Source organism: Paraburkholderia sp. CI2 (assembly GCF_014201055.1).
GTDB classification, from domain to species: Bacteria; Pseudomonadota; Gammaproteobacteria; order Burkholderiales; family Burkholderiaceae; genus Paraburkholderia; species Paraburkholderia tuberum.
In genome coordinates this window covers 147,451-171,645 of sequence record NZ_JACHDL010000008.1, presented here as the reverse complement: position 1 = coordinate 171,645, position 24,195 = coordinate 147,451, and the positions used below count along the sequence as shown (strand labels likewise).

Below are 24,195 nucleotides of genomic sequence, written 5' to 3'. Positions count from 1 at the left end.
AGTCCGCGGACGCGGACGCGGACGTAGCCGACGGTACTCGGCCGCGTGAGGCAGTTCATGCACGCTCCGAGTGCGACGCCCATCCGGCCAAGTTCCGCCGGATAGCAGTCACTGGTCACCGCCTCGGGCCACGGAACAAGCCGAACCGCTCTTCAACGCTCGAAGTAGGTCAAGCCCAAAGCGCTTTTCACCTCGGACAATGTCTGGCCCGCCACATCCCGGGCGCACACCGTGCCTCGATTCAGGATGGCAAGCACCTCAGCCCTGTCTCCCGCTAGCTCGCGACAGCGTGCGCAAATCGGTTCAATAAGCGATTGAAGGCGCTCGTTCAACACTCGGTTGACCGCGCTATCGCCCAGTCCACCTAGCGATAGTGCGACATCAGCTCGTCCACCTTGGGCGCGTCGTTCGCCTCTTCCTCGGTTTGTCCGGAAATGAAAAGGGAGATAGCCGCAATTGTGTACCCTTCATCTACGGACTGAAGCAGCGATTCGATGGATCTGAGCGACGTGGGCGAGTTGCACCCTCTCGCCGCCGTCTTTCACGGATACGCGGTGCGGTCGTGCTCACTCCTCGTTAATTGGACCCTCGAACAGATCCAACGTCGTGCCACGCTGCAGCGGCGGCAGTGCCCCGCTGCGGACCTTGGCAACCACTTCTTGCGGCAGCCACGCGTCTTCCATCGCGTCGACGCCTTTCTCGATCAACTGCTTGAGAAAAAACGACTGGCTGCGCCCCGTGACTTCCGCCAACAGTCTCAATCGCTGCTCGATCGCCGCCTCGACGCCTACCGCGATGACGTGCGAGCTGTTCCCTGACTTCCTTCTCAACCTCTACTCCTGATCGCATGTGCGCCGCGGACCGGCGCATTCGCGCGCTGTTTTACCACAATCCTACCGAGCGGCGTCGGGGAGCGGAGATCGCTGCCCGGACTCACACCGCGTCGACGGAGAACGGTGATCCACGCCAGTTCCCATCCCCGCGCCACGCTGAGTAATAAAGAGCTACCGACTGTATGTCAATGCGGACACCGGCCTATCCATCACAACAGCGCCGCGCCCCAATCTGTGAAGATGCATTTGCGAAAAGCGCATCCGAGACCCGGTCAATTAGATAAGTTTGCCTATATTAATAGCTCCCTATTCAAGCAACTCCTAGTCTTCGCGAAGGAGGCTGCCATTCCGCCCGGACAACCGACTCGTGCCGGACCCAAGACAGGAGCTTTGGCTACCGAAACGACCTCTATGAAGACACGGCCGCCTACATTAGGATTACGAACTAAACAGGAGGCCTGTCGCCCCTCCCGCTAATACAACAATTGCTGCCTGCGTTGGAACACCGCCGCTATGGATCGACAGCATGTGGTGCGGGCAACTGACAATGTCCGTAAAGCCACGCACAAACCGGAAATTGGCGCATGGTCACAGCTTCGAATCCTGTACGGCCTACCAGCGATTATCTGTTGGGAAAACCAAGGGCCTGCGCAAAACGGGCCCCTGATCAATGACGCTCCTGAGACTTCAACCGAAGATTTCAAGACCGTTCCTTTGCACGAGCTGAAGCATACGCGCCACGATGCCACTGGACTTCTTGTCGCCTTGTCCGAATCCCTGTCGAATCGAACGTCGACGCTGGCGACCGGATGAAGCCTGTCACCAGGAATCTCCTTCGCCAGACGCATTTCTACTTCCTGCCAGTTCTGGCGCCTGGCAGATCGCCGCGGCAGTCGCGCTTCCGCATCTGAATCGATCACGTTGCATTCGTCAGTCAAACGTCTATATTTCGCAGATGAAACCTCGCTGCTGCCTGAGCCCATGTCTTGGCCGGAGCAGGTTTATGCCGCAAAGCGTGCCTGAAGGAGCGAATCATGGGTTGGCTGAAACTCGCGCTGATCGTCGCTATCGTCGTCGCTGTCGCAAAAGGCCTCCAGCTGTTCAACCGGCACTGCCGGCGCCGGTTCGGCCATTCCTTCTTTACAACACGCGGATTCTGGCTCACCGCCATCGCGATCAATCTGCTCTGGTGGGGCTTCTATTTCTGGGGGAAAGCACACCTTCAGCACACGACAACATCCGACGGAATCATCCTGATGATCTTCGGGCTTGCCGCCGTTGCGTGGCTGCTGTACGAGAATATCCGCGACACCGATCTCGTCCACGGAATCGGTGGCTCAACGCTGCAACTGCTCCTGTTTTTTCCGCTCGCACTTTACAGCTTTCCGTTGCTGATCATGGGCATGGTCTTCGTGCTGGTCGCCTCGTACAAGGCGGGCCCCGCACTGCTCATGGATCGCTGACACCAGAACGTGAGTCGAAGCGCGGCGCCAGACGCGCTCAAACTGGCGCCGTTACCAATGTCAGAATGGTCCCACAGGGTCTTTCGACCGGTCCCCGCCGTAGATAATGAGTTCGCTGCGCGGCGCGGTATTTCCTACGCCGCCAACGGTGTACTGGATATCGACGCATTCCATATCAAACTGCGCGAACAACGCCCTCATCGCCGGGTGGTTATTGAGCGTCAGGATCGCCCGCCCCCGCGACCCGCCCAGCATTCCCGCCATACGCTCGTACTGTTCAAATTCAAACGGCAGGCCGCAGCCCTCTGTTTCCCAGTATGGGGGGCAAGATAGAAAAAAGTGTGTGGCCGATCGTACCGGTCCATGCAGGCATGCCGGTCCAGCTTTTCGATATACGCTCGCGACAGCCTGAGATGGGCCGCCGACAGCGTCTCCTCCAGGCGCAACAGATTGAGCCCCGGCGACGAGGTCGTCGCGGTACCGAAAGTCCGCCCTTCAACCCGGCCACCGAATCAGTTCTGCTGGAGGTAGTAGAAGCGCGCTGCACGCTGGATGTCGGTCAGTGTGTGACTCTTCGAGGTGATGCTGCACCACGCGGTACAGGTTCACGAGCTCATCGTTCACGTCGTTCAGGACTTCGACCGCCGCGGGCGGCCGCATGAAGAAGAGCGCCGCTGCACCCGCGAAGACCTCAACGTAACAGCTGTGGGCCGGAAACCGCGGAATGAGTACGTCCGCGAGCCGCCGCTTGCCGCCTATCCACGGAATGATCGGCATCGCCATTCACATCTCCTCTGCTCACCGCTCCACGCGGACATCCAGATCGTCCAGAAACAGTTCCTGCTGGGTCTCACCGCGGTCCGTGCGACGTAATCCACGCTCACGCATCGAGCTACGACGACGTATCCCTTCATTCGGGCCGGTGCGTCCGGTGTCGGGCCGGTCGTACTGGACCGGCATCGTCTGCACAAACTCTGTGATCATTTCCGCCAGGTTCCGGTCATCAGCACTCTGCGAGCCAGCCATCGCGTGAACGACGCCTTGCCATGCTTCGAGCGGCCCAGCGTGTGCGTGCCACAAGGCAAGGCGGGTCGGCTCGTCCAGCCCCGATCGCCAGTAACGTGGTAATTCTCCGCGCGCGGTCAGATGCACGACAGCCTGTTTCGGATAGCGCCGCGTTTCGCCACGGGCGAGTCGCGGCGTCGCGTTTGCCTCAACTCCGTGCTCCCGCAACTGCCCGGCAAACCGTTCGCGCCAACGTTGCAGGTCCTTCCTGCGCGGGTTGAGCCGCCTGCCGTCCGTCCCGCGTGCCTGCACGCTCAGATGCACGTGCGGGTGCGCTTCGTCATCGTGCGCCGCAAAGACATACCGTTTACCGTCACCGAATTCCGCAGCCGCGAACGCGCGCGCGGCGTTGCGCACCGCCTGCCGGTCCGTCCCCGGTGGCATTGACAGCAACACGTTGAACACCTCCCGCCTGCGGCTTTCCTCTGGAATACCCCATCCACCGAGGTGCCACGCGTCCGCGAGATCGTGCAGCGCCTCGCGACCAAGCACGGTCATCCCGTCCTGGTCCTCGAGTTCCACCTTACCGTTGCGCGAGATGTAGCGCAGATGACGGCGCACAGCGCCCATGCCCTGCGCGCTCGACGCCTTGTTCGTGATCTTGACCATCACCTCGGGGATACGCCTGAGCGTGCGGGCGAGCTGCTCGCGCATGTGTCGCACATCCCGCTGGAGTTCGCCGCGCGACACACGCGGCGCCCGCACGTGCCGCAGCGGGTCGTGAAAGAGCCGGTCACCCCAGTTCAGCAGCATCTGATCGACGTATGTCTTCGGAAAAGGCATGCTAGCGGCTCCAGCGATCGAGATTGGCGCGCAACACCAACATGACTGCACGCAAGTGCGTATCGATCACGGCACGGGCGCCCTCGATCATGTGCGTCATGTGCGCCGCGTCGCGCGCATCACCATGCGCCTGCAACCGTCCGAGCAACGTCACGATCGTGGCCAGATGCTGGTTTGAATCTGCAAGCAGTCGCATCTCCCGCTCGCCCAGTTGCGGCTCGTGCACAAGCTGCGCGCGGATCACGGCAACCACCCAGCGGTTGACATTCAGTCCACTTGCCAATGCACGCTGTCGGGCCGCTTCGAGTTCCTCCTGTGTGAGGCGAACTTCGATGCGTTCGCGATGCCCGTCGACCGGAAAATGGCCTTCATGCCCGGCGAACCCGTCCGGCGACTCGTCCTGCCCCAGCACACCGTGGACCAGTTGCCGCACACCATCGGCCGCCGTGACGCCGTGAAGGACGCACCACGCCTGCCAGCGTGGCTTCGCCGGCCCGAGATCCACACACAGTCGCATACGCGTGGTCATGCGCGTGCTCCTACAGGGACGGATGCGCCGGTTCTGCCGGACCACGTTCGACCTCGCGGGTCGGGACGCGCTGCGCTGCCGTGCGAGTGCGGCGGTTGCGTGCGGAAGGGGCCTCGGGATCAAACACGCGCGGTCGCGGCACGGTGACGCCCTCCGCCACGAATGCGGCCAGCAGCCGTTGCGCGTGCTGCTGCACGCGCGCAATGGATCGCTCGCTGAAACCCTGCTGCCGCATCGCGGCGGTCAGCACAGCCATCTGCACGGCGTGCTCTTCGGGTGACGCGACGGGAGTTTCACGCCGCACGGCCTGGGTGTGCTGCGGAGTTGCCGGCCGCGCAGTCCCGCTCCTTCCCGCCTCGCCCCTACTGTCGGACGCCTCGCGACGCGACTGCGTCGGCTCCTTCCCCACGACATCGACCTTCCACGTATTGCGATAGACCTCCTTTTCCTCTTCGCCAATCACATTTCCCGTCGCGTCGAGAACCGGCACCATCACCGTCACGAGACGCCGGCCAAGGTTTTCAAGCATCGCCTGCTGTCCGGGGAGTGCGCCGGACTCCGCAACGGCCCGCTCCAGATCCGCACCCCAGACGACACGGTCCGCACCACCCGCATCGCGATAGACAACGTAATACGAGTCACTGCGCGCAGGATTGTGCTGATAGGGCGCGCCGCCGTACTCGACCAGTTCGCCCACGTAGCGCTGACGCTCCTGCCCCTCAGATTCAGCAACGTGTGGCCCGGTTTTGGCGGCTGGAGCAGCATGCGGCGGTTCGCCAGCCGCCGGTCGCGCGGCGGCGCCCTTCTCCAGTTGCCGGGAGGCATCGCGCTTCGCTGGTTGCGCCGCCTGCGATTCCGTGGGACCAGTCGTCACCGCAGGCGCTTTCGGGGAATCCGCAGGAACCCGCGCAGCCTCAGCCGTTTGCGACACGTCAATGCGGTTCGTCATCCGGTCACGACGACCTTCGGCCAGACGCGCCAGGTCGACTGCCTTCGGCTCGTATCCGCTCACCTCGATGCCGAGCAGCATCGCCCGGACCCACACCTCGCGCCGGAACTGCTCGTGGCCTGACACCCGCACGCGCCCCCAGGCCTTGGCACGAACCATGTCCACCATCGACTCAACGACGTCCGGCCGGTTGTATTCCGTCACCAGGCAGGGACCGATATCCTCGAATGCGATCTGATGCGGCGCATCCTTCAGGAAATACTGATTGCCCGCCCGCAGGTAGCGCTTTCGCACTGTCTCTGGCGGATTCCCAAGCGGCGCCCATCGCATGGCGGCCGCATCGTCGCTGCCACGCGGCGTCGCTTCCGATGCCGGTTGCCGTGCCGCAACCTGCGGCGGGGCCTCCGCCTGGATGGCCTGATCGCGCAGCCGCGCCCGCGCGGCATCGAACTCGCGGCGCCGGCGTGCGCCCAGCGCATCGGCCGCCGTCTGGTCGAAGCGGTCTGCGCCCGCAGCGCCGCCCTGCGGATCCTGAAGCGGCGGCGGATCTGGTTCGATCACGTTGATAACCGGATCGTCCGCAGGCGTGCCGGTCGAGGTTGTGGTTTCATCCATCATGGATCTCCCTCTGGTCGCTGGCTGACACAGCGTCGCGCGCGATCAGCGTTGCTGCCCTTCACCCTGTTCGCGGCCGGCGCGCTCCTTCGACTGCGCGAGGGCGGCTGCCCGTGCTTCCCTCACCCGCGTCCATGACACGCCCTGCAACTGGTCGAGTGTCGCATCGAGGTCGTTGCCGAAACCCACCTCGCGTGCGGACTTCTTCAGGGATGCAACCGTGCGCTCGAACAGATCGCGCGCACGGTCCCACGGATACACCTTCCCGTGGTTGCCGTCGTAGCCAACCTGCACCTCCGCCCCATTGAGGCGCTGGTTTTCGTCCATCCACCGCAGCCGGTCCGAGACGAATTCCACACTCGCCTTCGCGTGGAATACCACGCTACGCGTCGACACTTCCTGGATCAGGTAGTGCTCGGTGTTGATCACCTCGCCACGGTACGGACCACCATTCTCACGGGGCGTCGCCATGCGGATCTGTGCGCCGAAACGATGCTGGGCCAGCGCCTTGATCTCGCCCGGCACCTCGTCGAGTCCATACAGCGGTTCGCCCACCTGACGGCGCACCGGCGCATCCGGCGCACGCGCTGGTGGAGACTCAACGTTCGGCGCCTTGGTCACGCGCCGGTCCTGTTCCGGCGGCTGGGACTGTGGCTGCCCGGCTGCAGGCGCCGGGTTTTCCTGCAGTGCCAGTCCTGGCGCGTCCTGATTCGCCGCCCGCCGACGCGAGGTACGACGCCGGCCCGACGCCTCTGCGTCACCCACGAGTTTCTCTTTCACGTTACCCATTTCACCCTCCTTCAGTGCATCGCCCGATCCGTCTTCAGCCATGGCCTGTCCAGTCACTTCCGCATCCACAACCGCCCGCCCAGGCGCCTCGTAGAGTGACTGCCGTAAAAGCTCACCAACGGCACGGGATCCGGACAGCACGGTCATGTCATCGAAGTCAGTCGGCATCTCGCCGACAATGCGGGCCTCCGGTGCAAAGTGCGGTTCTGCCAGCAGCGACGACGTGCCGAGCGCGGCCTGCTTCGCATGTTCATACCCGGCACCGAGATCGGCGAGCACCGCGATCTCCCCTTCCGGGTAACGGCCGCGCCACATCGCTGCCACCGGCCGCAGGTTGCCGCTCGACAGCGCGGCGACGCTGAACCAGCCAGTCGCCTGCCAGACTGCCAGTGCCGTTGCCACCCCTTCGGCGATCAGGATCGGCGTGACCGCACCCTCGCGAAACTGGCCCGGTTCAACCACCCAGTAGCCGCCCGACTTGGCACCACCGGCCAGCGCAGACTTGCGTCCTTCGGCATCGATCAGTTCCAGTGTCGAAAGGGTCTCGCCGATGCGGACCGGCACCACCAGCACGCGGCCGGTGAGCGGCTCCCCGGCACTGCGCGGCGCATATCCGAGCAGCGCATGCAGCTCCTCGGCCTCGAGTTCGCGCAGCGTGGGGACCGCCCTGACCTGCTTGCGTTTGAGATACGGATGTCCGGGCCCCACCGGCCGTGCCCACTTCCAGATCGCCAGTGCCTCCCGCGCGACGGCCGCCTGTCGCGCACGCACACGCGCCTCAACTATGTCCTCCTGCTGCGCCTGGTCCACGGACGGACGCGCTGATGGCACGCGCGGTCGGTCCGTCGGTTCCATCGCCGCGCGCGACGCCCTGACATCGAAGCCGTGCTGCTGCGCCAGCCAGAAGAGCGACGCGAGTGTCTTGCCGCCCGACTCTCCGGCCGAGCGCCACGTCACCCGCGCCGCACGCTCGCTATAGTTGTGGGCGGTGCGGCTCCATTCGTCCCAGATGTCGAAGCCGGCCTCGCCGAATCCCTGCTTGAGCGCGAACGCCATGTCGACCCAGGTGGTGTAGTCTTCGGCTGGAATCGTGGCCAGTGCCGCGCGCGCACGCTCCTCTTCACTCAGGTACCGGGCATTCATTGGCGTTCTCCGTGAAGCGGCACGACATTCGAACTGTCACCCACATGCGATGCAGCTCGCCCGCGCTGGGTGCGACATGCGCCCGCGGCGCGCGCAGACTTCCGCCTAAGCGTGCCATCCGAGGGGCGCAGTTCCGCGACGTCGAGATCAGACGGCGACAGCCGCCGCGCCGCGACGGCAATGCGCGCAGCCGGCACCCCTAGCAGCATGAAATGCCGCTCGGCATAGGCGGCGGCCTCGTCGTCGCTCATGTCGTTAAGGTGCCGTGGCAGGTCGCGCGGATCCCAGGCCTGGAGCACTTCCAGATACTCCGGCGGAATGTGCATCACGCCGGCTTCATCCACGTCGTCAGGTTGCACATCCCTCACGCGCCGTTCGACCTGAGCCACAAAACGCACGAGATCCATCGCCGGGACGGCTGGCGCCGTGCGCAGGCGGGAGGTGAACACCGGATCACGCCAGTAGCAGATCCGTTCGGCCAGGATCGGCTTCGTGTTTTCGAGCAGGATGATTTCCTTCTCGCGCCCCAGTTCCTTCAGTTCCTGAGGCAACAGCAGGGGCCGGCGCTGCTCGGAGAAGCTCTCGCTCGAGCCGCCCCGGCCGCCAAAGATCGCGGTCGACCGGCTCACACTGCGCGAGCGGTCCGTGAAGGTGCCGAGCATCTCCGAGTATTCGTTCGCATCCTTCTGCTCACGTGGTGCGTAGATGATCTGCATCGCGTGATTCGTGACGAAAGTCCTCGCGTCCGCGCGGCCATAGACCGATTCAAGCTGTGAGATCGACTGCACGATCGAAAGCAGCCGCAGGTTGTATCCCGCCATATAGGCGACAGCGCGGGCGATGATGTGAATCCTGCCGACCGACGTGAATTCGTCCATCAGCATCAGGCACTGTACCGTCAGCTCCGGGTTGTCCTGGGGCAGTTGCCGCGTGTTCAGATTGACGAGTTGCGAGAACACCAGGTTGACGACCAACGCGGCCTCGGCCAGGTGGTCCGGCGTGATGCCGACATACACCGACATGCGGCGCCTGCGCACGTCGCGCAGGTCGAAGTCATTGGCGCTCGTCGCGGCATCTACGATCGGATTGGCCCAGATCGTCAGCGGCGCATTGAACGTCGCGAGTATGCTCGCAAGGACCTTGTCGTCGTTCGCAAGAAAGCGGTTCAGCGCGTCGACGCACGCACCAGTGAGCAGCCGCCGGTTCTGCAGCAGCGCCTGCTGGAGATACACCTTGACGGGCATGCCGTTACCGGACGACTGCCGCAGCACCTCGCCCATCGTCACCGGATAGTCGGGCACATCGGTGTCGCCGCTGCGGCGCGCATCGCGCCACTCGCATAGCAGCAGTACGATCCCGAGAAACAGGTTGCGGGCCTGATCCTTCCAGAAGTCGTCGTGACCGCCGACCGGATACAGCGCATATCCGATTGCAAGAATATCGCCGACGCGGAACAATCCGTCCGGGATCGGCGACAACGGGTTATACCGGTGCGTACGGCCATCCTCGGCAAACGGATTGAACAGGTACACGTCATGGCCGTGTGCGCGACGAAACCCTGCCGTGAGGTTGAAGTTCTCCTGCTTGATATCGAGCACGACCACCGAATCCGGGTAGCTGAGCAGGTTGGGCACCACGATGCCGACGCCCTTACCCGACCGTGCCGGCGCCGCAAGCAGCACGAACTGCTGGCCCGTGAACCGAAGGTAGCGGCCACGCCAGACGCCCACGACCAGCGGCGGGCAGCTGAATGCTTCTGATGTCGTCACCGTGCTCATAGCAGCCCTGCCCGGCGGATGTCCGCCTCGTTTGCGAACCGCGCGCTGCCATAGAGACGCCGGCGGCCGGAGCGACCCAGCAGCGTGTAAGCGCCAAGCGCCGGCGCACCAAACGCGAGCACGAGGCCGAACAGCGCGGCGCCAGCAAGCCGCCGCCCCTGCCCTGGCAGGCGTCCGTCGTACCAGGCCAGTGCAGCATCCGGCCAGGCATGAAACCCGGCATGAAGCGGATTGGCATGCTGGCTCGCGACGAAGAAAAACGACGCCGGCCAGAGGGCGAGGATCAGACCGGCAGCAGCAGTGGCCACAATCGCGAGCGTGACCAGCGCGCGCACCGCGTGATACCCGCCCCCCCTGGTGGTTGACCGTACCGTTCCGGTTGACTTTCCGATGTCCATGACCTGCTCTCCTTTCACCGGAAATCCGCCTGATGGCGATGCAGCGGATCGAACCAGACTTCCGTCATCGACCATCGCCGGCCGGTCTGCTCACCTGACCCGTCGAAAAGAGCCGTAGCCTCCATGTGCGCCACCACATCGATCGTCATGAAGAGCAGCCGGCGCAGTGCCGCGTCATCCCACGTCGAAGCTTCCGGATGTTCCTTCGCCATCAGCGCGAACCGCTCGATCGCGACCGGGGCGCTCGATGCGTGATAGCTCGTGATCGAACCCGAATGGCCCGTGGTCAGGAGTTTCAGAAAGTCGTACGCCTCGCTGCCGCGCAGTTCGGCGAGCAACACGCGGTCGGGACGCATGCGCATCGTGCTGGCGATCAGGTCCGCGGGCGTCACCCGCGCCTGAGCGTGACCACCCTTGCTGTAGATCAGGTGCACGCAGTTGTCGATGTGGCGGATGAAGAGTTCGCGCACATCCTCGATCGTCACGATGCGCTCGGTGGCCGGAATGTACCGGCACAGCGTCTTCATGAAGCTCGTCTTGCCCGAGCCGGTGTTGCCCACGATCGCGAGGTTCAGCCGCCCGCGCACCGCCCGCTCGAAGAAGGCCGGGAAATCACGCGCTTCGAGGTACCTGGCGAGTTCGCGATCGAGAGGCCGTAGCGCCGGCATCGCCTCATCAAGTCCAGCCGGGCGGCGCCACGTGGTGTGCGCGAACAGGCCCTCGCCTGCATACGTATCGAGCGTTTTCTCGCGCGAAGAGGGACGGCGGATCGTCACCGACACGGTACGCGGAGGTACCACCGGCGGGATCACGATCTGGATGCGCGCATCACCTGGCAGCAGCGCGGAGAGCACCGGATGCAGCGCCGAGACCTCCTGGTTCGTGAGCGTGGCAATCGCGACCGCGAACGACATCAGGCGCTCGAAATCAAGGTCCGCGCACTCGTGCACATGCCATCCGAGATGGGTTTCGGTCAGCACGCGTTGTGGCCGGTTGATCACCAGCTCCGTGACCGTCGGGTCATCGAGCAGCCCCGCGAACGGCCGCATGAGCTCGCGTACCGACGCGTCCTCTGCCAGCCTCGGCAGTGGGGCATCGGCTGACACAGGTGCGTCGCTCAGGATGTGGGCCGGCGCGTTCATCGCGAGCCCTCCGGATCGAGCGCATAGACCGCACTGAAGTCCAGGTCCCGCGCGACGACGATCGTGAACTCGGCCCCCTGGTTCTGCGACAGCGTGGGCGGGATGTTGATCGTGCTGTCGAGTACCCGCGAGGCCATGTCATTGCCCTGCTGCTGCGTGTTCTCGAACACCACCGAGCCGTTGCTGTTGCCGCCGCGCGTCGCGAGATAGCCGATCGCGTCCTGCGTCATGCCGAACAGCATGGCCGCGCCGATCCGTTCGCCCCAATGGTTGTTGACATAGCCGCTCACGCCCATGCGTCCGAGCGCGTCCGCGGCCGGTGAATCGATCTCGACCGTCACCCCTTCGGGGGTCTTGATGCGGGCCGAGAGGATGAACACCCGCTTCTGCCCAGGCGCCAGGTTCGAGCGGTACTCGCTGTTGATCTGCGAACCGCGTTCAATCAGCACCACATGGCCGTCATCCGAATAGACGTTCTTCGTCACCGTGCAGGTCGAGATACCCGCCTGGGTCGAATCGAACGCGGTATCTCCCACGCAGTCGATCTTGGCGCCTTCTGCAAGGACCAGACTGCGGTTGCCCAGAAAGCCCGCGCGCGCTTTCGGCGTCACGGTCGGCGTCAGCGCCTGGGCAAGCGGACTGCTGCCCAGGGGCTGGCTGACCATCACAGCAGTCGCGCCCGGTGAAACGCCCGGTGTTGATGCGGCAAGCTCCGCCGCTGCGTTGGCGGGACCATTGCTTCCGCCTGTGCTTCCGGTGGCGAGCAGCGGCGCGTCGTAATAGCTGCGAGCCGGCGCGGTATGGACAGGAGTGTGGGGCGTCGCGGCGGCAACGGGGGCCGACGCGGCGGCACTCGCTGTGACCGGGCTGCCTGGCACTGCGGCAACTGCTGATGCCGCTACGGTCCCGTCGCCGAACACCCGCCCCTGAGACGGCTGGTCCTGCACGGCGTCTCGTCTGGCCTTTTCAGCCGCATCGTGCCGCTCGAGAAACCCGTGTATCGTCCAGACCGCTCCGCCGATCAAGACCGCTACGACCACGAGCGGCGCAAGCCACCAGGCACGGGGCCGACCACCCTGCTGCCCCAGCTCCGGCATGCCACGATCGGTTGGCTGGTTCGCAAGGTCACCGTTTATGGTTCCTGTGACCTTTGCGGTGTCGCCCTCGGACACAACCTCGGGCGCAATCACATTGCGCGGCGTTTCCTCATTCATGGCCGTCGCTCCGCAGGACACGCTTCACACCGCTCACCGTCGTGCCATCCGCAGGCGGCACCCCGTCCACGTCGAACGCGTCGTTCCACAGACCGACCACCTCGTCACCGAGACGCAGCACGAAACGTCGCGCGACCTCATGCACGACGATCACGTCGTCTTCCATGTGCCGGTCGACGACGCTTTCGCTGTGGTTGCCGGCCACGCGGAAGATCGCAGGGATACGCCGGTTGTTGGGAATGCGGATATAGGTGAAGCGCCCGTCATCCCATGCCGCAGTAGGCGCGATATCCTCCGAGTGCGGCATCACCTGCATCGAGTAGGCGGTATTGCGCACCGCCGGCGGCTGGTCCAGACGCGCCCGCACGAGGGCGGCATCATCGGTGGCCTTTGTCTTTGCCCCCTGCGCGTCGGGATAGACGAAGGTGATGCGATACATCTCCTCGTCGTTGGCGAACCGGGCCCTGAGCGGCAGCACCACGAGGTCAAAGCTGTAGCTGCGCCGGTCTGTACGGATCTCGAGGTTCGTGTCGTGCGCGGCGAGTTGGGGCTTGAGGTAGACGTCGTGGTCTCCACGGTTTGCAACCACCTGCCATCCGTCCCGGTCGCCGGGGGCCACGACGAGAATGTGCTCGGCCGGATCGAACGCAATGTGCGTGGCGAAACCGCGCTGTGCGATGACCCGCACCACCTCGTCCTGCCGATACACGACCTGGCGCACACGCGAGTCGCCGGACCAGCCGGGCACGTCGTACGCGCGGGCGCCACCGCAGAGCGCTGCCAGCGTGGTCGCCAGCACAACGGTTCTCACCAGGTTGTCCAGTCTCATCGTGCACCTCCCGGGACCGACTGTGACGCCGGCGATGACGCTGCAGGGGCGTATTCGGGATCGCGGCTGTATGCGGTCACCCTGAAGCCGAACGGGTTTTCAATCGCCGTGCGCTCGCGTGTAAAGACGGATGGCCGGTACGTGAAGGCCAGCGTGATGACGAAACGCTGCGGCGCCTCCGCGTTATCGATACCGTTCTTCCACGAGGTCCGCTCGATATGCACGACGGCATGCCCCGGTTCATCCGGCACAAGCGTCGTCGAGAGGATGCGGATGCGCCGCTGTGCATTTGCCCCGAGCTGCCGGTCCAGCGCGTCCGGTCCGCCGTAGATCGCCCGGTAATCACGCGCGACCCGGTCGTCGCTCATGTCGAGCACGCGGTCGTAGTCCATCTGCAGCAGGCCCCAGTCGAAACGCTCGCGCGAGCGCACGTACACCTCGACCCAGTGCTTGTCCTCGACGTCGCGCATAGGGATGTGCTTCGCGTCGAGCACGTCGATCACCTGCGCTTCGCCCGTCAGCCGGTCAACTTCGATCGGCAGTGGCACGAGCCGATAGAAGGGGATCATCACAGCCAATGCGGTTGCACACAGGATGGCCACCACGACCGAGGTCGCGGCCACGTACCATGCCCGACGCTCGGACCGCTCCTGCAGGTGCGTGACCGACACCTCGAAATCGAGCGCCCGACGATAGTCACGGTCACTGCTCATGGCCGCCTCCATCCGATGGGGGCGTGGGTGGGACGCGGTTCACCGGAACACGTTGCGAGCCATCCGGCAGAACGGGTTTAGGTGGGCTGCCGGCGCACCCATTAATAAGTATCACTAACTGCATGACAACGACCGCGGTGATGGAACGGATCATGTCATCCTCCTCGGTTACCGAACTCAGTTGCCAAAACTTGCGGGTACCATCTGGTCCTGCAACCGTGCGGTATTGCCGGCGCGCTTAAGGACGAGCTCCTGCTGCTGCCCGGCAATCAGCCGGTCTTCGGAATCGGCGAGCATCCTGAAGAGCTGCAGCTTCGTCATTTCGTTGCCAACCGCCGTGCTCTCAATCTGGATGCGAGCCTCCAGTTCCGAAATGCCCTTCTGGTCCTGCGTCACATCGATCTGCTGCATCAGGCCCTGGATCTGGTCGAGCTCCTGGAGCTCCGTCTGGTACGCCTGTGTGCCGAATGCCTTGTCCTGGAACGGCTTGTTGAGCGCGCGCTGACAGACCTGCTGGTCGACGCCGTTCTGGTCCTCGCAGTTGTAGATCTCGCTCGCCGAGCGCAGCGTCTGCGCACTGCTGGTGAGACTCGCATATCCGCCGTTCTGAATCGCCGTATAGACGGACTGCCAGTTCGACGGCAGCGAGTTCGACAGAACCGGCTTGCTCATCAGGGACCCAAATCCACGGGTGCCACTGAGCGACTGATACAGCTGGAGCTCCTGCTGCACTTCCTCCTTCAGTTGCCCGACAGTCGCGATCGCCTGCACGACGTTCTGTGCGTCATACACAGGAATCCCCTGGGCACGAACGACGGAGGACAGGCAACCGGTCGCGGCGATTGCGCCTGCTATCAGAGCGCGCCGTACATGTGAAGTGGTCATGATGCTGACTCTCCATCGTTTCCCTGATCGCCCAGGTGCTCGCGGGCCGCACGCTGGTAGGCTGGCATCGAACCGCTTCCCGCTCCGCCATCCGAAATCTTTCCGCCCGGCCGGCGTGGACCGTGCCCGAAGCGCATGACGGCACCGACGCCGCGAAGCGCCTGGCGTGCGGCGTATCCCGCAACGAATGCACCAAACCCGGACAGGGTCGCGCCACCAGCCAGACCGGAGGCGACCCCAGGCAGTTGCCATCCGACAGTGGCCAGCAGGAGGCCCGTGACGCACATTCCCAGTCCCGCTCCCCAAGACGCTGCGCTGTCGAGTGCGCTGTGAACAGCGGCTGTCAGCGAGGACGCATTCGCATCGGGTGCCGAGGTCGTCACCTGGAACGGCGCGAGATCTGCGGAGAACGCGATCAGCGCCATGCCCAGAAACGCCGCAATGAGTACCTGCAACAGCGCGTAGTTCGCAATCTTCGCGGTCCATGCCTCGAAGAACCGGGCTGTCGGGCTGAATGCGCCACATGCGATGAACAGGGGGCCAAGGCCGAGCACAAGCTCCAGCAGCATCCTCGCCATCAGCACCTCGAATGCGAGGACGATCAGGAAGACCGAGGCACCGAGCGCGGCTACCAGCCCGCAAAAGAAATCGCCGATACCGGCCACGATGCCCGCCATGCTGAAGCCTTCGTGCGTCGCCTTGTTGAAGTAGGCATCCATCACGATGTCGATCTGCCGGTCATAGCAGTCGAGGGTCTGGTAAATGGAGGACGCGCTCGTACCCGTCACGCTGGCGCCACTCACCGTTCCGCAGCCGGCGTTGCCGGCTCCGGCATTCGCGGCCGCAGTCTGGATCGTCCGGGCCAGGCCTGAGGTAGCGCCCTCCACCGCGGTGACGATCTGCGACTGGTAGATGCCCGCACCGAGCGCAAAGGCAAGCATGATGGCCACCTTCATCCCACGCCACGCAAATGCCGGTACCGACTCATGGGCCTCGCCACGCACCACGGCGAAACCGTACACGATGATCCAGATCGTGAGGGCCGTCGTGACGACCGGCACCAGCGCACTGGAGAGCGCCGAGGACACGCTTGTGACGTACGTCGACATGCCGTTTTCGAGCGTGCCGCCAACCGCTGTGAAAAGGCCGCTCATCGAGCACCTCTTCCCGACACACGCGGGGCCAGCATGTTCAGGGCTGCCCCGGTCGCACGCCGTCGCGCCAGCCGTTCATGAAACACGGGAAGCCACGCAGCGGGTTCGTCGCCCACCTCGGCACGGATGCCGTCGAGCAGTTCGACGTTGTCCGTCGTTCCCGACAGCACGTCGAGCACGTCGCCGAGTCCGCCGAGATCCAGTCTGCCGATCGCCGAGTGGTGTCCCTGCTTGACAAGGAACAGGCGGCTGTTCTCCCCAAGCGTGCGAACGATATTGAATTCGGCCTCGGTGAGCTTGAAGCCGTGCACGTAGTCGTCGTAGTCCGCCCGCGGATTGGGCAGGAAGAAGAATGTCGCGGTCTGCTCGATGAGCGCCCGCGCGATAGGGCTGCGCAGGACGTCCGCCGGCGACTGCGTGTCGAAGATGCCCAGACCGTTCTGCTTGCGGATGGTCTTCTGCTTGTTGTTCGCGAAATCCGTAAATACCGGATCACCGAGGCGCTTCCAGAACTCGGTCATCACATAGATGAAGCGCCGCCCGTCGATCAGGCTTTCGGTCAGGTGCAGCAGGTACATCGTCACCGGCGTCGACACCTCCGGATCGTCCAGCAGTTCTGTATCGTCGAAGCCGAAGAGCTGGTTGTGGCTGAAATCCAGCAGGTCCGACGGGTTGTCCAGCACCCAGCCGAGCCGGCCGCCCGCACACCACTTGGTCAGTCGCGCATGCAGGCTGTTCTCGCCCACGTTGGGCATCAGCTGCCGCACCATCGACAGGCGCCGAAGCGGCTGTGCCATGCGGGCCACTTCCCGCACGGCACGCGAAACGTCGAGCTCATCCCTGGCCGAAAGCGGCGCACCCGTGTCGACGAGCCGGCGCACGAGGCGCTCCCAGAAATCCAGTACCGCCTCGTCCGGTTCGAGCTGGAACGGATTGAGCCCAGTCGGGACACCCCGGTGAAAGACGGTGTAGCGGCCGCCCACCGCGCGGATCGCGATCTCGGTACCGCGGTCCTTGTCGTAGACAACGCCCGTGACGCCATACTTCATCGCCATGGCAAGCAGGAACAGCTCAAGTACCGTCTTGCCCGCGCCCGCCTGCCCAATGATCTGGGTGTTGGCGAGTGCCTTCTCGTCGGCCGATTCCTTCTTTTCCGGAGTCGCGTGGAAGTTCAGATAGAGCGGCTGGCCGCTCGGCGTCTTGACAATGGTGATTGCCTCGCCCCACGGGTTGCCGTCGCGCTTGCCCGTCGCGAAGTTGTGCAGGCTCGCGAGCCCACAGAAATTGCGCGAGGTGAGCTTCGCCTCCCGTGGCCGGTAGCGCCAGTTGCCGGGCAGCTGCGCGAACCACGCCGCGTCCGCCACGAGGTCGACGAGCGCGGTCTGGAAGCCCACGTCCGCGAGCTGCGTGCGCGCCTTCGCCACGTGCCGCGCTACCTCGTCCGGGCGGTCCCCGAGCACGGCAAGCGAATAATGGTATTCGCCCAGGACGAAATCGCCATTGATCAGGTCGTTCAGCGCCTGGTCCATCGCCTCGACCTGTGACACCGCGACGTCCTCGCCGGCAATCAGCTGGTTGCGCTGTCGCTCAAGCGCTTCCTTTGCCGTGGGACGGTCAAGGATCGTGAAGCTCTGCGTCTCGATGTACTCGAAGTCGCCGTAGAGCAGACCGTCGAGCATCCCGGGCTCCGTTTCTTCGGGGTAGTCCTTCAGGTCGAGCAGCGCCGCGTAGCGCGTTGCGCCCGGCATGCGGATCTCGACCTTCTCGGTGCGGAAGAAAAGTCTCGACGTCGGCAGTGCCTCGGCAATGCGGCCAGACGGCACCGGTACGGGCTCCCAGGCGGCGTTGACGAGGTAACCGAGGAACTCCAGTGCCGCCGAGAAACGCACGGGCCGCTGCGTGTGGTGGATCTGCTTCGCGTCGCGAACCTGGTTCCTGTAGACGCCAAGGGCCACCGGATCCCACGGTTTCAGGCCCGATTCGACCTGCGCGGCGAGTTCCGCCATCACCTTCAGCGCCTCATACTCGTCCCGCCTGATATCGTCGGCGGTGCGACGGGCTGCGTGACTGAAGATGCGCCCCAGACGTGTGCGGTGCGGCCGGTAGACGACCGTCAGGTACAGCTCGTTGGCCATCATCCGGTAGCCCGCAAAGCTCGCGTAGTACCGTGTGGCAAGCTCCTGGCAGAACGGGTTGCCGTAAGGCGTGGCGAAGTGGTCAGTCACGCGCCGGCGGAGCCGATGGGACCAGAGTCCCACATGGCCACCCGGCAGGCTGCGCACGAGCTGGTTGAACCCTTCGTGACGCACCACGATGTCACCTGGATCGGCCGCCTCGAAGGCAATGCCGGCGATCTTCCACACGCGCAGATAGTCGCCTTCCCGCGTGCGGATCACGTGGTCGGTCACGTGCGATGAGAACGGCACGAAGTCCGCGAGCACGACCTCGCGTTCGGCCACATCGATGAGGTGCGGTTGCGCAGCCATGTCAGCCCCTCCTTTTGACGCGAACCGGCACGTAGGCGTGCGCGCCCCACAAGCGGCGATTACGCTGGCGAAACGCCATACGAACGCACAGCACACACTGCGCAAGCCGCTGGTCGTCGTGCCGCGTGACCGAACGCATCGTCACGAACACCGGAACGAGGAGCAGCACGATGCCGACGCCCACCGGCGGGCTTGCGAGCAGCGCCCAGATCGCGGGAATCAGGATGCTGCCGCCCATCATCAGGAACGGCACAAGCGGCACGCCCCACAGCATCGCGGGTCGTGTGCAGCCCTTGAAGACGGGATCCCTGAGCTGGTCCATGTGCGCCTCCGGATCAGCTCGTCGGGATCAGCATCGCTGCGATCACCGTGGCGCAGCCCACGAACAGGCCGCCGATGAACACGTTGGCGATATCGCCAAAGCGCGCGTGCTGGAACATCATCTTGAAGCCCGCCCAGATGATTGAGATCGAGCACACCACTGCACCCACGCTGAGTAATGTGGTCTGGATCGTTGTCAGCAGGGTGTTGACCTGAGAGAGCTGCGCATATGCCGGCGTCACCGTCAGTGCCAGCAGGGGCGCAATCGCGAGCCCGCGCCGGACGGCTCGCGCCGACCCACGCATCCACGTCTCCCGTGGAATATTTCTCCATTTGATTTGTAGTCCTGATTTCATGGGCTGCTCCTGTTACACACATGGGTCTCGCTTGGTCAGAAGACGACCGCGCTTTCCTGCGCCATGTCGCCGGGTAGACCAGTCTGGCGATTTCGTCTGCGGCCCGTGGTCGAAGGCGTTCCATCCGGGATGCGCGACGGACCGGAACGCGCGCCCTGCGGACTGGACGGAATGACGCGAATGGGCGGGACGTCGGCGGCAGTCGCCGGAACCACCGGATCAGGGAGCGCAGCTTCGGCGACGACCCTCTGCACATAGCCCGTGCGAAATCCCGTGGAAAAGTCGCCGCTCGCGTAGCACGACAGCCCCGCGCGCAATGCGTCCTGCGCTCCTGCATACTCGTGCCGCGCGCGCTCGAAGCAGCCCTGGAGGATGGCCGCGCCGGCGGCGAGATTGCGGCACGGATCGAAGACGGTCTCCGGCGTCAGGCCGAACCGGATCCAGTTCGCCCGGTTTACCTGCGCGAGACCTGCGCTGTAATCCCACCCGGCCGCCTCCAGCGCGCGCGCCGTCGCAACGGCCTCGTTGAGGTTCGCTGGCTGGCGCTCGAGACGGCCATGGACAACCCCGATCGCGTACGGGTTGAAACCCGACTCGACCCGCACGATGGCTGCCATCGTGGCGGGAGCCACGGCCGGCGCGCACTGCTGTGTCAGGGCCAGGAATGCGGTGAGTGGAATCATTTGCCACCTCCCTGACCGCCCGAGCTTTCGTACTCCCGCTCCAGAAAGAGACGTGCGGACTGGGTCGGCTCGTACGGGATAACGGTACTGCCGGCTCCGTAGAACTCAGTGGTCGTGCGGTCTGCGCCTCCCGCGTCCCACCACACCCGCGTGTACAGGGCGCCGTCGATTTCGACATTGATTGCGCCGCGCGCATTGCATAGCAGCTCACTCTGCTCAGGGCCGCCCCAGTACAGCAGGTCCTCGCGGCAGTACCCGGTGCCCGCAAAGATGTTCACCGCCGACGTCCCCTGCGAGCCACCTGCACCGAAGTCACACGCCGGAAAAGGATCGCCATGGCGCAAGGCTGCCCACAGCCTCTCGATCGGCGGGACACACTCGCCATACTGCTCAGGGCCACCGGGATTCGAGAGACACAGGATCACCTGGCAACCCCAGTCGTCGGCATGGGCAGTGCCAGGCGCCAGGATTGATGCACCGACGAATGCGGCGAGGACAATCAACCAGCGGCGCAACACCCGCAGCAGCCCGCGGCCGGCGATGGCAATGTCGAATGAGATGGCTGCGTCATGCATCGCACACCTCTGCACGACGAAGGGCAGGCATTGCACCGTTCCCGATTGCATCGAGCCGGCGAGCGAGGACCTCCAGACAGGCGACTACTGTCCGCGAGGATTCGGCTACCCGGACATCCTGCGCGGCTGGCCGGCCGCGCGGCACTGAGGAACCCGCGGCGCGCCCGACAGCTGTCAGGCGGGGCAGCCAGGCGTATCCGAGGGGAAAAGCCTGGTCTGCGATCAGCCATTCACGCAGCGTCGTTTCCATCACCTTCACCCACGCTTCTTCCATCGGTCCAGGGATTGCGACGACGGGCAGAAGCCCGACAAAGTGCAGTGCCGGATTCAGTCGCGCCCGGACGTTGCGGATCCCGTACGTGCCGTTGATGATTTCCGAGGCGCAGTCGACGCATTCCGGCGACATCGCTATGGGGCTCAGTACCGCGTCCACCAGCGCCTCTGCACAGACAGCGCGCAGGTCGGGCAGCACGGGAGTATCGATCAGGCACACGTCGAACCGCGGCGCCACCACGCATAGCAGATGACGAAGGTTCGCGTAGTAGCGGGTGCGGGCGGGATCGTCACGCGAGCGTAGACCGTCGACGGCGTCGCCGCTGAACACGCGAACGCAGCCGCCGGGCGCGGGTCGGGCGCGCCCGGGCGGGTCCGGCACCGGGTTGCCGGACCCGATCGCGTCATGCTGCCCGCTGGCGAGCATCTGTGCGCAGCGCGGCGGCTCGGCAAGGTCCAGTACCAGCACGCGCCAGTGATTGACGCGATGCAGGTGACGGGCAAGCAGGCAGGTCAGCATCGTCCTGCCTGAGTTACTCTTTGCCGAAATGATCAGAAGCGATTTCATGGTTCATCGTCCTCAGCCGCGCCCGCTGTCGATGAACCTGCGAAGAAAAAGGAACCCGCGGCGCCAGAGAGGCTGACCGCGGGCTCAACGGGGGATCATTGCATCAGCGCCAGAAAGCAGAAAAGCCTGCAGATGCAGGCTTTTTGCGAATGCGTCACGGCACACCACGTCGTCGCACAGACATCGAACTGCGGGGCCGCTAACGCGTACTCGGTCGTGCGGGGCACGTTGACCGGATCAGATTGTTGGCTTCAATCTAGTTCAGCCCAAGACGCAATGCAAGCGCCCGGGAGAGCGTCTCCGCCTATCCATCTACCCACGTGTTCCATGGAGTTCTATCGTGTTCCCAAAAAAATTTCACATCTTGGAGCTTCGACACCGACACCCGCCAGCGGAACGACGCCGCGCAATAAAATGCGGGCCGCCCGGGGCATTATCGCCCGAAAACAGGCTCGCGCGTTTCATGTTTCTTCGGCCGGAGGTAGCCCGCTGGCACCAACTTCCTTCATCCTGCCGGCAAGGGCTTGCGCGAGCGCTAAACGCGCTGCCGCGAGTTCTAGGTCGAAGCGTTGCGCCGGCCGCCGGGCTATGCGCAGCCGTCGGCAAACAACCTCGCGATCGGCATGCCACAGATAGACCATCCTCAGTATTTCCCGATGCGACGGATGCAACGTCTGCCATGCTTTCATCACCAGCGCCGCATCGATCGGATCATAGGCACCGCGTGACACGTTTCCCCAGTTCTCAAGTCGACGGGCGAGGGGCGCCTCGGCGAGGTCGCGGCTCATGGCAACGACTCCGCATTGTCCCGGTGTTCCGGCTCCGGTGCCCGGTAACGCGCCGGATTCGCGAGAAACTGCCCGATGTCAGTTGCGCGCCAACCTACCATCCGGCCCCCCAGTGATATTGCCGACGGAAACGTGCCGACCCGCATGCGCCGGTATATGGTTGAGCGTGATAGCCCCGTCTTCGCTTCGACCTGCCGGCGGCGCAATATCGCCCGAGATTCGTTGTCTTCGACGGACATGACTTCCCTCCTGTGTTTTCTTTCCGGCCCGGATGGCCGGACCACAGAGGGCATTCAAGCAGCGATTGCGTCCGTCAGCCAAACCCGTCTTATCGTCGGGAGGCACCGTCGTGAAAGCCTGACCGGTCACCATGTGAGACGAACCCCAGTCGGTATCTTTAAGAGTTACTAAACGATTCAGGATAGGTGCATTACGAAGGAGAAACGACGATGATCGGTGCCGATCCGGGACAATAGCTCGAAAGCTACGTTGCGCAGCTCGTCGAGTCCGGGCGATACGGCTCAAAGTGAGGTGGGTCGCGAAGGCGTGTGCTCCATCCGGGATCGCGAGACGTAGCCCGCCTCGCTCGACGCCTCGATACCCGCGGCCTGGCCGATGCAGACGGTGGCCGGACAAATCCGGCCGACGAAGTAGTCGACAGGCTTGACTTTTCCGCCTCACTGGCGCCGGCCGAACGGGCAAGCGTGCCAAGACACCAGCGGATCGACAGGGACGCCAGAACTTCGTCCTCATACCAGCGCCCAAGTGTTGCCTGACGACACGCTGTGTTATTGCATCGTAACGCCATGCAGCGTAAACGTCGATTCGCCTCGAAAGTAGTAGTCGTACCTAAGGGCCGCCGACGGATTCCCGCCCACGACACCAACACGCTGCGTGCTCCGACCTGTGGACTCGCCCCCACCTGTATGAATCGTCCGTAAGATCATTGTTGCCACCCGTTCGTACTGGACGTAGAACTGCGCTGCCCGTAACCGGTCCCCTTCCGGAGCCACGCGGTTCTCTCCCGTCACGCCGTTGAGAAAGAGCGACGCCGTATGAAGGCTTTGGACGGTGGCCGCCGCGGAAACGGCCCCACGAAGTACAACCCATTCGCGCTGCAGTTGGCCTGCCCTGCTCTACATGGTACCGTTTCGCTCATGACGAACCCCGGTGCTTTCGCCAGCAAGGGCTGCGAACTACGGGGACCATTCAAGCAAGTGGATCAAGCGACGGGCAAACCCGTCTTACCGTCAGAGCGCCCCGTCAGGATCGGGGTCGCGTGTGATGACGACTATCAGCTTCTTTTAGCCAGTCAGGCCGAATCGCAGAAGCGTACGTCTGTCCGCTGCGCGACGCTTCTCCATTGGGCTGGCCTTTTAGGTTTAATCGTTTGTCGATCGCATGCGCGACCACAGACGACTTGGGCGGATTGTTCTCGTCATAGCTCGACCAGAACGTGTGCATGATATCGAACATCCCGGACAGAATTTCGGTGATGAACGGCAGGTGAATTGTGATTCCGTCGGACTGCTCCGACGGCCCCGCGCTCGTGTACAGGCAGGCTTTCCACACTGGAATTATCGCACGTAGAGAGTCAATTTCCTCCTCCAGCCCTTCCTCGGTTGCATGATGCAATGCTACCGTGCGCAGCAGCGCCTTCCCCATCTCAGCTAACTGTCGATCCTTTTCTCGCAACCGCTCGGTTAGCCGGCGGACATCGGCCTCGGCCCGGTCCACGCGCCGCTGCAATGTGTTGAAGGTAGCCCTTGAGACGATTCCGTCGCAAGCGCCTGGTGCCTGGCACGCGTTATGTGAGTGATCCATGATCGTCCTCATTGGCTGCAGCGTTATGCCGCATCACTC

24 protein-coding genes and 2 pseudogenes are annotated in these 24,195 nt (G+C 64.1%); 2 read left to right on the top strand and 24 right to left on the bottom strand.

The window, feature by feature from the left end:
- Positions 1-152: 152 nt before the first annotated feature.
- Positions 153-406: pseudogene (locus HDG32_RS36375) on the bottom strand (tryptophan--tRNA ligase); the annotation flags it as partial.
- A gap of 160 nt (positions 407-566) precedes the next feature.
- Positions 567-830, bottom strand: a complete 264-nt coding sequence (locus HDG32_RS14050) for a hypothetical protein (RefSeq protein ID WP_184067783.1) — start codon at positions 828-830, stop codon at positions 567-569.
- 516 nt (positions 831-1,346) lie between these two features.
- Here HDG32_RS14050 and HDG32_RS37240 point away from each other — a divergent pair.
- Positions 1,347-1,646: a hypothetical protein gene (locus tag HDG32_RS37240; protein ID WP_184067780.1), complete on the top strand. Its 300-nt coding sequence runs from the start codon at positions 1,347-1,349 to the stop codon at positions 1,644-1,646.
- A 221-nt stretch (positions 1,647-1,867) separates the two neighbouring features.
- The gene (locus tag HDG32_RS14040; protein ID WP_184067777.1) at positions 1,868-2,296 is read left to right on the top strand and encodes a hypothetical protein; all 429 of its coding nucleotides are present in this window, start codon (positions 1,868-1,870) and stop codon (positions 2,294-2,296) included.
- Between the two features lie 60 nt (positions 2,297-2,356).
- Here the strand turns inward: HDG32_RS14040 and HDG32_RS14035 are convergent.
- The 22 genes and pseudogenes from HDG32_RS14035 to HDG32_RS13930 all read right to left on the bottom strand — a co-directional run bounded on the left by HDG32_RS14035 (position 2,357) and on the right by HDG32_RS13930 (position 24,156).
- Positions 2,357-3,079 (bottom strand): annotated as a pseudogene (locus HDG32_RS14035) (DNA adenine methylase).
- A gap of 15 nt (positions 3,080-3,094) precedes the next feature.
- A complete protein-coding gene (locus HDG32_RS14030; RefSeq protein WP_184067774.1) occupies positions 3,095-4,144 on the bottom strand; it encodes a relaxase/mobilization nuclease domain-containing protein in 1,050 nt (349 codons plus the stop codon).
- 1 nt (position 4,145) lies between these two features.
- Entirely contained in the window at positions 4,146-4,673 is a 528-nt protein-coding gene (locus tag HDG32_RS14025; protein ID WP_184068056.1) for a plasmid stabilization protein, read from the bottom strand.
- Between the two features lie 10 nt (positions 4,674-4,683).
- Positions 4,684-6,240, bottom strand: coding sequence for an LPD7 domain-containing protein (locus HDG32_RS14020; RefSeq protein WP_184067771.1), 1,557 nt, complete (start codon positions 6,238-6,240; stop codon positions 4,684-4,686).
- 42 nt (positions 6,241-6,282) lie between these two features.
- The gene (locus tag HDG32_RS14015) at positions 6,283-8,169 is read right to left on the bottom strand and encodes a PriCT-2 domain-containing protein (RefSeq protein WP_184067768.1); all 1,887 of its coding nucleotides are present in this window, start codon (positions 8,167-8,169) and stop codon (positions 6,283-6,285) included.
- Positions 8,166-9,947: a type IV secretory system conjugative DNA transfer family protein gene (locus tag HDG32_RS14010; protein ID WP_184067765.1), complete on the bottom strand. Its 1,782-nt coding sequence runs from the start codon at positions 9,945-9,947 to the stop codon at positions 8,166-8,168. Before HDG32_RS14010 ends, HDG32_RS14015 begins: the two co-directional genes overlap by 4 nt.
- Complete coding sequence (locus HDG32_RS14005; RefSeq protein WP_184067762.1) at positions 9,944-10,345, bottom strand: hypothetical protein; 402 nt, start codon at positions 10,343-10,345, stop codon at positions 9,944-9,946. The genes HDG32_RS14010 and HDG32_RS14005 overlap by 4 nt, the downstream gene beginning before the upstream one ends.
- 14 nt (positions 10,346-10,359) lie before the next feature.
- The gene (virB11, locus tag HDG32_RS14000) at positions 10,360-11,487 is read right to left on the bottom strand and encodes a P-type DNA transfer ATPase VirB11 (protein WP_184067759.1); all 1,128 of its coding nucleotides are present in this window, start codon (positions 11,485-11,487) and stop codon (positions 10,360-10,362) included.
- Positions 11,484-12,701 (bottom strand): type IV secretion system protein VirB10, encoded by a 1,218-nt coding sequence (gene virB10 / locus HDG32_RS13995; RefSeq protein ID WP_184067757.1) that lies wholly within the window; start codon positions 12,699-12,701, stop codon positions 11,484-11,486. The genes virB11 and virB10 overlap by 4 nt, the downstream gene beginning before the upstream one ends.
- A complete protein-coding gene (locus HDG32_RS13990) occupies positions 12,694-13,530 on the bottom strand; it encodes a TrbG/VirB9 family P-type conjugative transfer protein (RefSeq protein WP_184067754.1) in 837 nt (278 codons plus the stop codon). The genes virB10 and HDG32_RS13990 overlap by 8 nt, the downstream gene beginning before the upstream one ends.
- Positions 13,527-14,243 (bottom strand): virB8 family protein, encoded by a 717-nt coding sequence (locus HDG32_RS13985; protein ID WP_184067751.1) that lies wholly within the window; start codon positions 14,241-14,243, stop codon positions 13,527-13,529. The genes HDG32_RS13990 and HDG32_RS13985 overlap by 4 nt, the downstream gene beginning before the upstream one ends.
- A gap of 177 nt (positions 14,244-14,420) precedes the next feature.
- Positions 14,421-15,128, bottom strand: coding sequence for a type IV secretion system protein (locus HDG32_RS13980; protein ID WP_184067748.1), 708 nt, complete (start codon positions 15,126-15,128; stop codon positions 14,421-14,423).
- The gene (locus HDG32_RS13975) at positions 15,125-16,282 is read right to left on the bottom strand and encodes a type IV secretion system protein (RefSeq protein WP_184067744.1); all 1,158 of its coding nucleotides are present in this window, start codon (positions 16,280-16,282) and stop codon (positions 15,125-15,127) included. The genes HDG32_RS13980 and HDG32_RS13975 overlap by 4 nt, the downstream gene beginning before the upstream one ends.
- Positions 16,279-18,768: a VirB4 family type IV secretion/conjugal transfer ATPase gene (locus HDG32_RS13970; protein ID WP_184067741.1), complete on the bottom strand. Its 2,490-nt coding sequence runs from the start codon at positions 18,766-18,768 to the stop codon at positions 16,279-16,281. The genes HDG32_RS13975 and HDG32_RS13970 overlap by 4 nt, the downstream gene beginning before the upstream one ends.
- 1 nt (position 18,769) lies before the next feature.
- Positions 18,770-19,090, bottom strand: coding sequence for a type IV secretion system protein VirB3 (locus HDG32_RS13965; protein ID WP_184067738.1), 321 nt, complete (start codon positions 19,088-19,090; stop codon positions 18,770-18,772).
- Between the two features lie 13 nt (positions 19,091-19,103).
- Positions 19,104-19,445 carry a TrbC/VirB2 family protein gene (locus HDG32_RS13960; RefSeq protein WP_184057238.1) on the bottom strand — a complete coding sequence of 114 codons (342 nt, stop codon included), beginning with the start codon at positions 19,443-19,445 and terminating at the stop codon, positions 19,104-19,106.
- A gap of 35 nt (positions 19,446-19,480) precedes the next feature.
- Positions 19,481-20,128, bottom strand: coding sequence for a lytic transglycosylase domain-containing protein (locus HDG32_RS13955; protein WP_184067735.1), 648 nt, complete (start codon positions 20,126-20,128; stop codon positions 19,481-19,483).
- Complete coding sequence (locus HDG32_RS13950; protein ID WP_184067731.1) at positions 20,125-20,703, bottom strand: hypothetical protein; 579 nt, start codon at positions 20,701-20,703, stop codon at positions 20,125-20,127. The genes HDG32_RS13955 and HDG32_RS13950 overlap by 4 nt, the downstream gene beginning before the upstream one ends.
- A complete protein-coding gene (locus tag HDG32_RS13945) occupies positions 20,696-21,544 on the bottom strand; it encodes a ParA family protein (protein WP_184067728.1) in 849 nt (282 codons plus the stop codon). The genes HDG32_RS13950 and HDG32_RS13945 overlap by 8 nt, the downstream gene beginning before the upstream one ends.
- A 461-nt stretch (positions 21,545-22,005) precedes the next feature.
- Positions 22,006-22,332, bottom strand: a complete 327-nt coding sequence (locus HDG32_RS13940; protein ID WP_184067726.1) for a hypothetical protein — start codon at positions 22,330-22,332, stop codon at positions 22,006-22,008.
- On the bottom strand, positions 22,329-22,571 hold the full coding sequence (locus HDG32_RS13935; RefSeq protein WP_184067723.1) for an AlpA family phage regulatory protein: 243 nt from the start codon (positions 22,569-22,571) through the stop codon (positions 22,329-22,331). The genes HDG32_RS13940 and HDG32_RS13935 overlap by 4 nt, the downstream gene beginning before the upstream one ends.
- Before the next feature lie 1,024 nt (positions 22,572-23,595).
- The gene (locus HDG32_RS13930) at positions 23,596-24,156 is read right to left on the bottom strand and encodes a hypothetical protein (protein WP_184067720.1); all 561 of its coding nucleotides are present in this window, start codon (positions 24,154-24,156) and stop codon (positions 23,596-23,598) included.
- Positions 24,157-24,195: the final 39 nt, after the last annotated feature.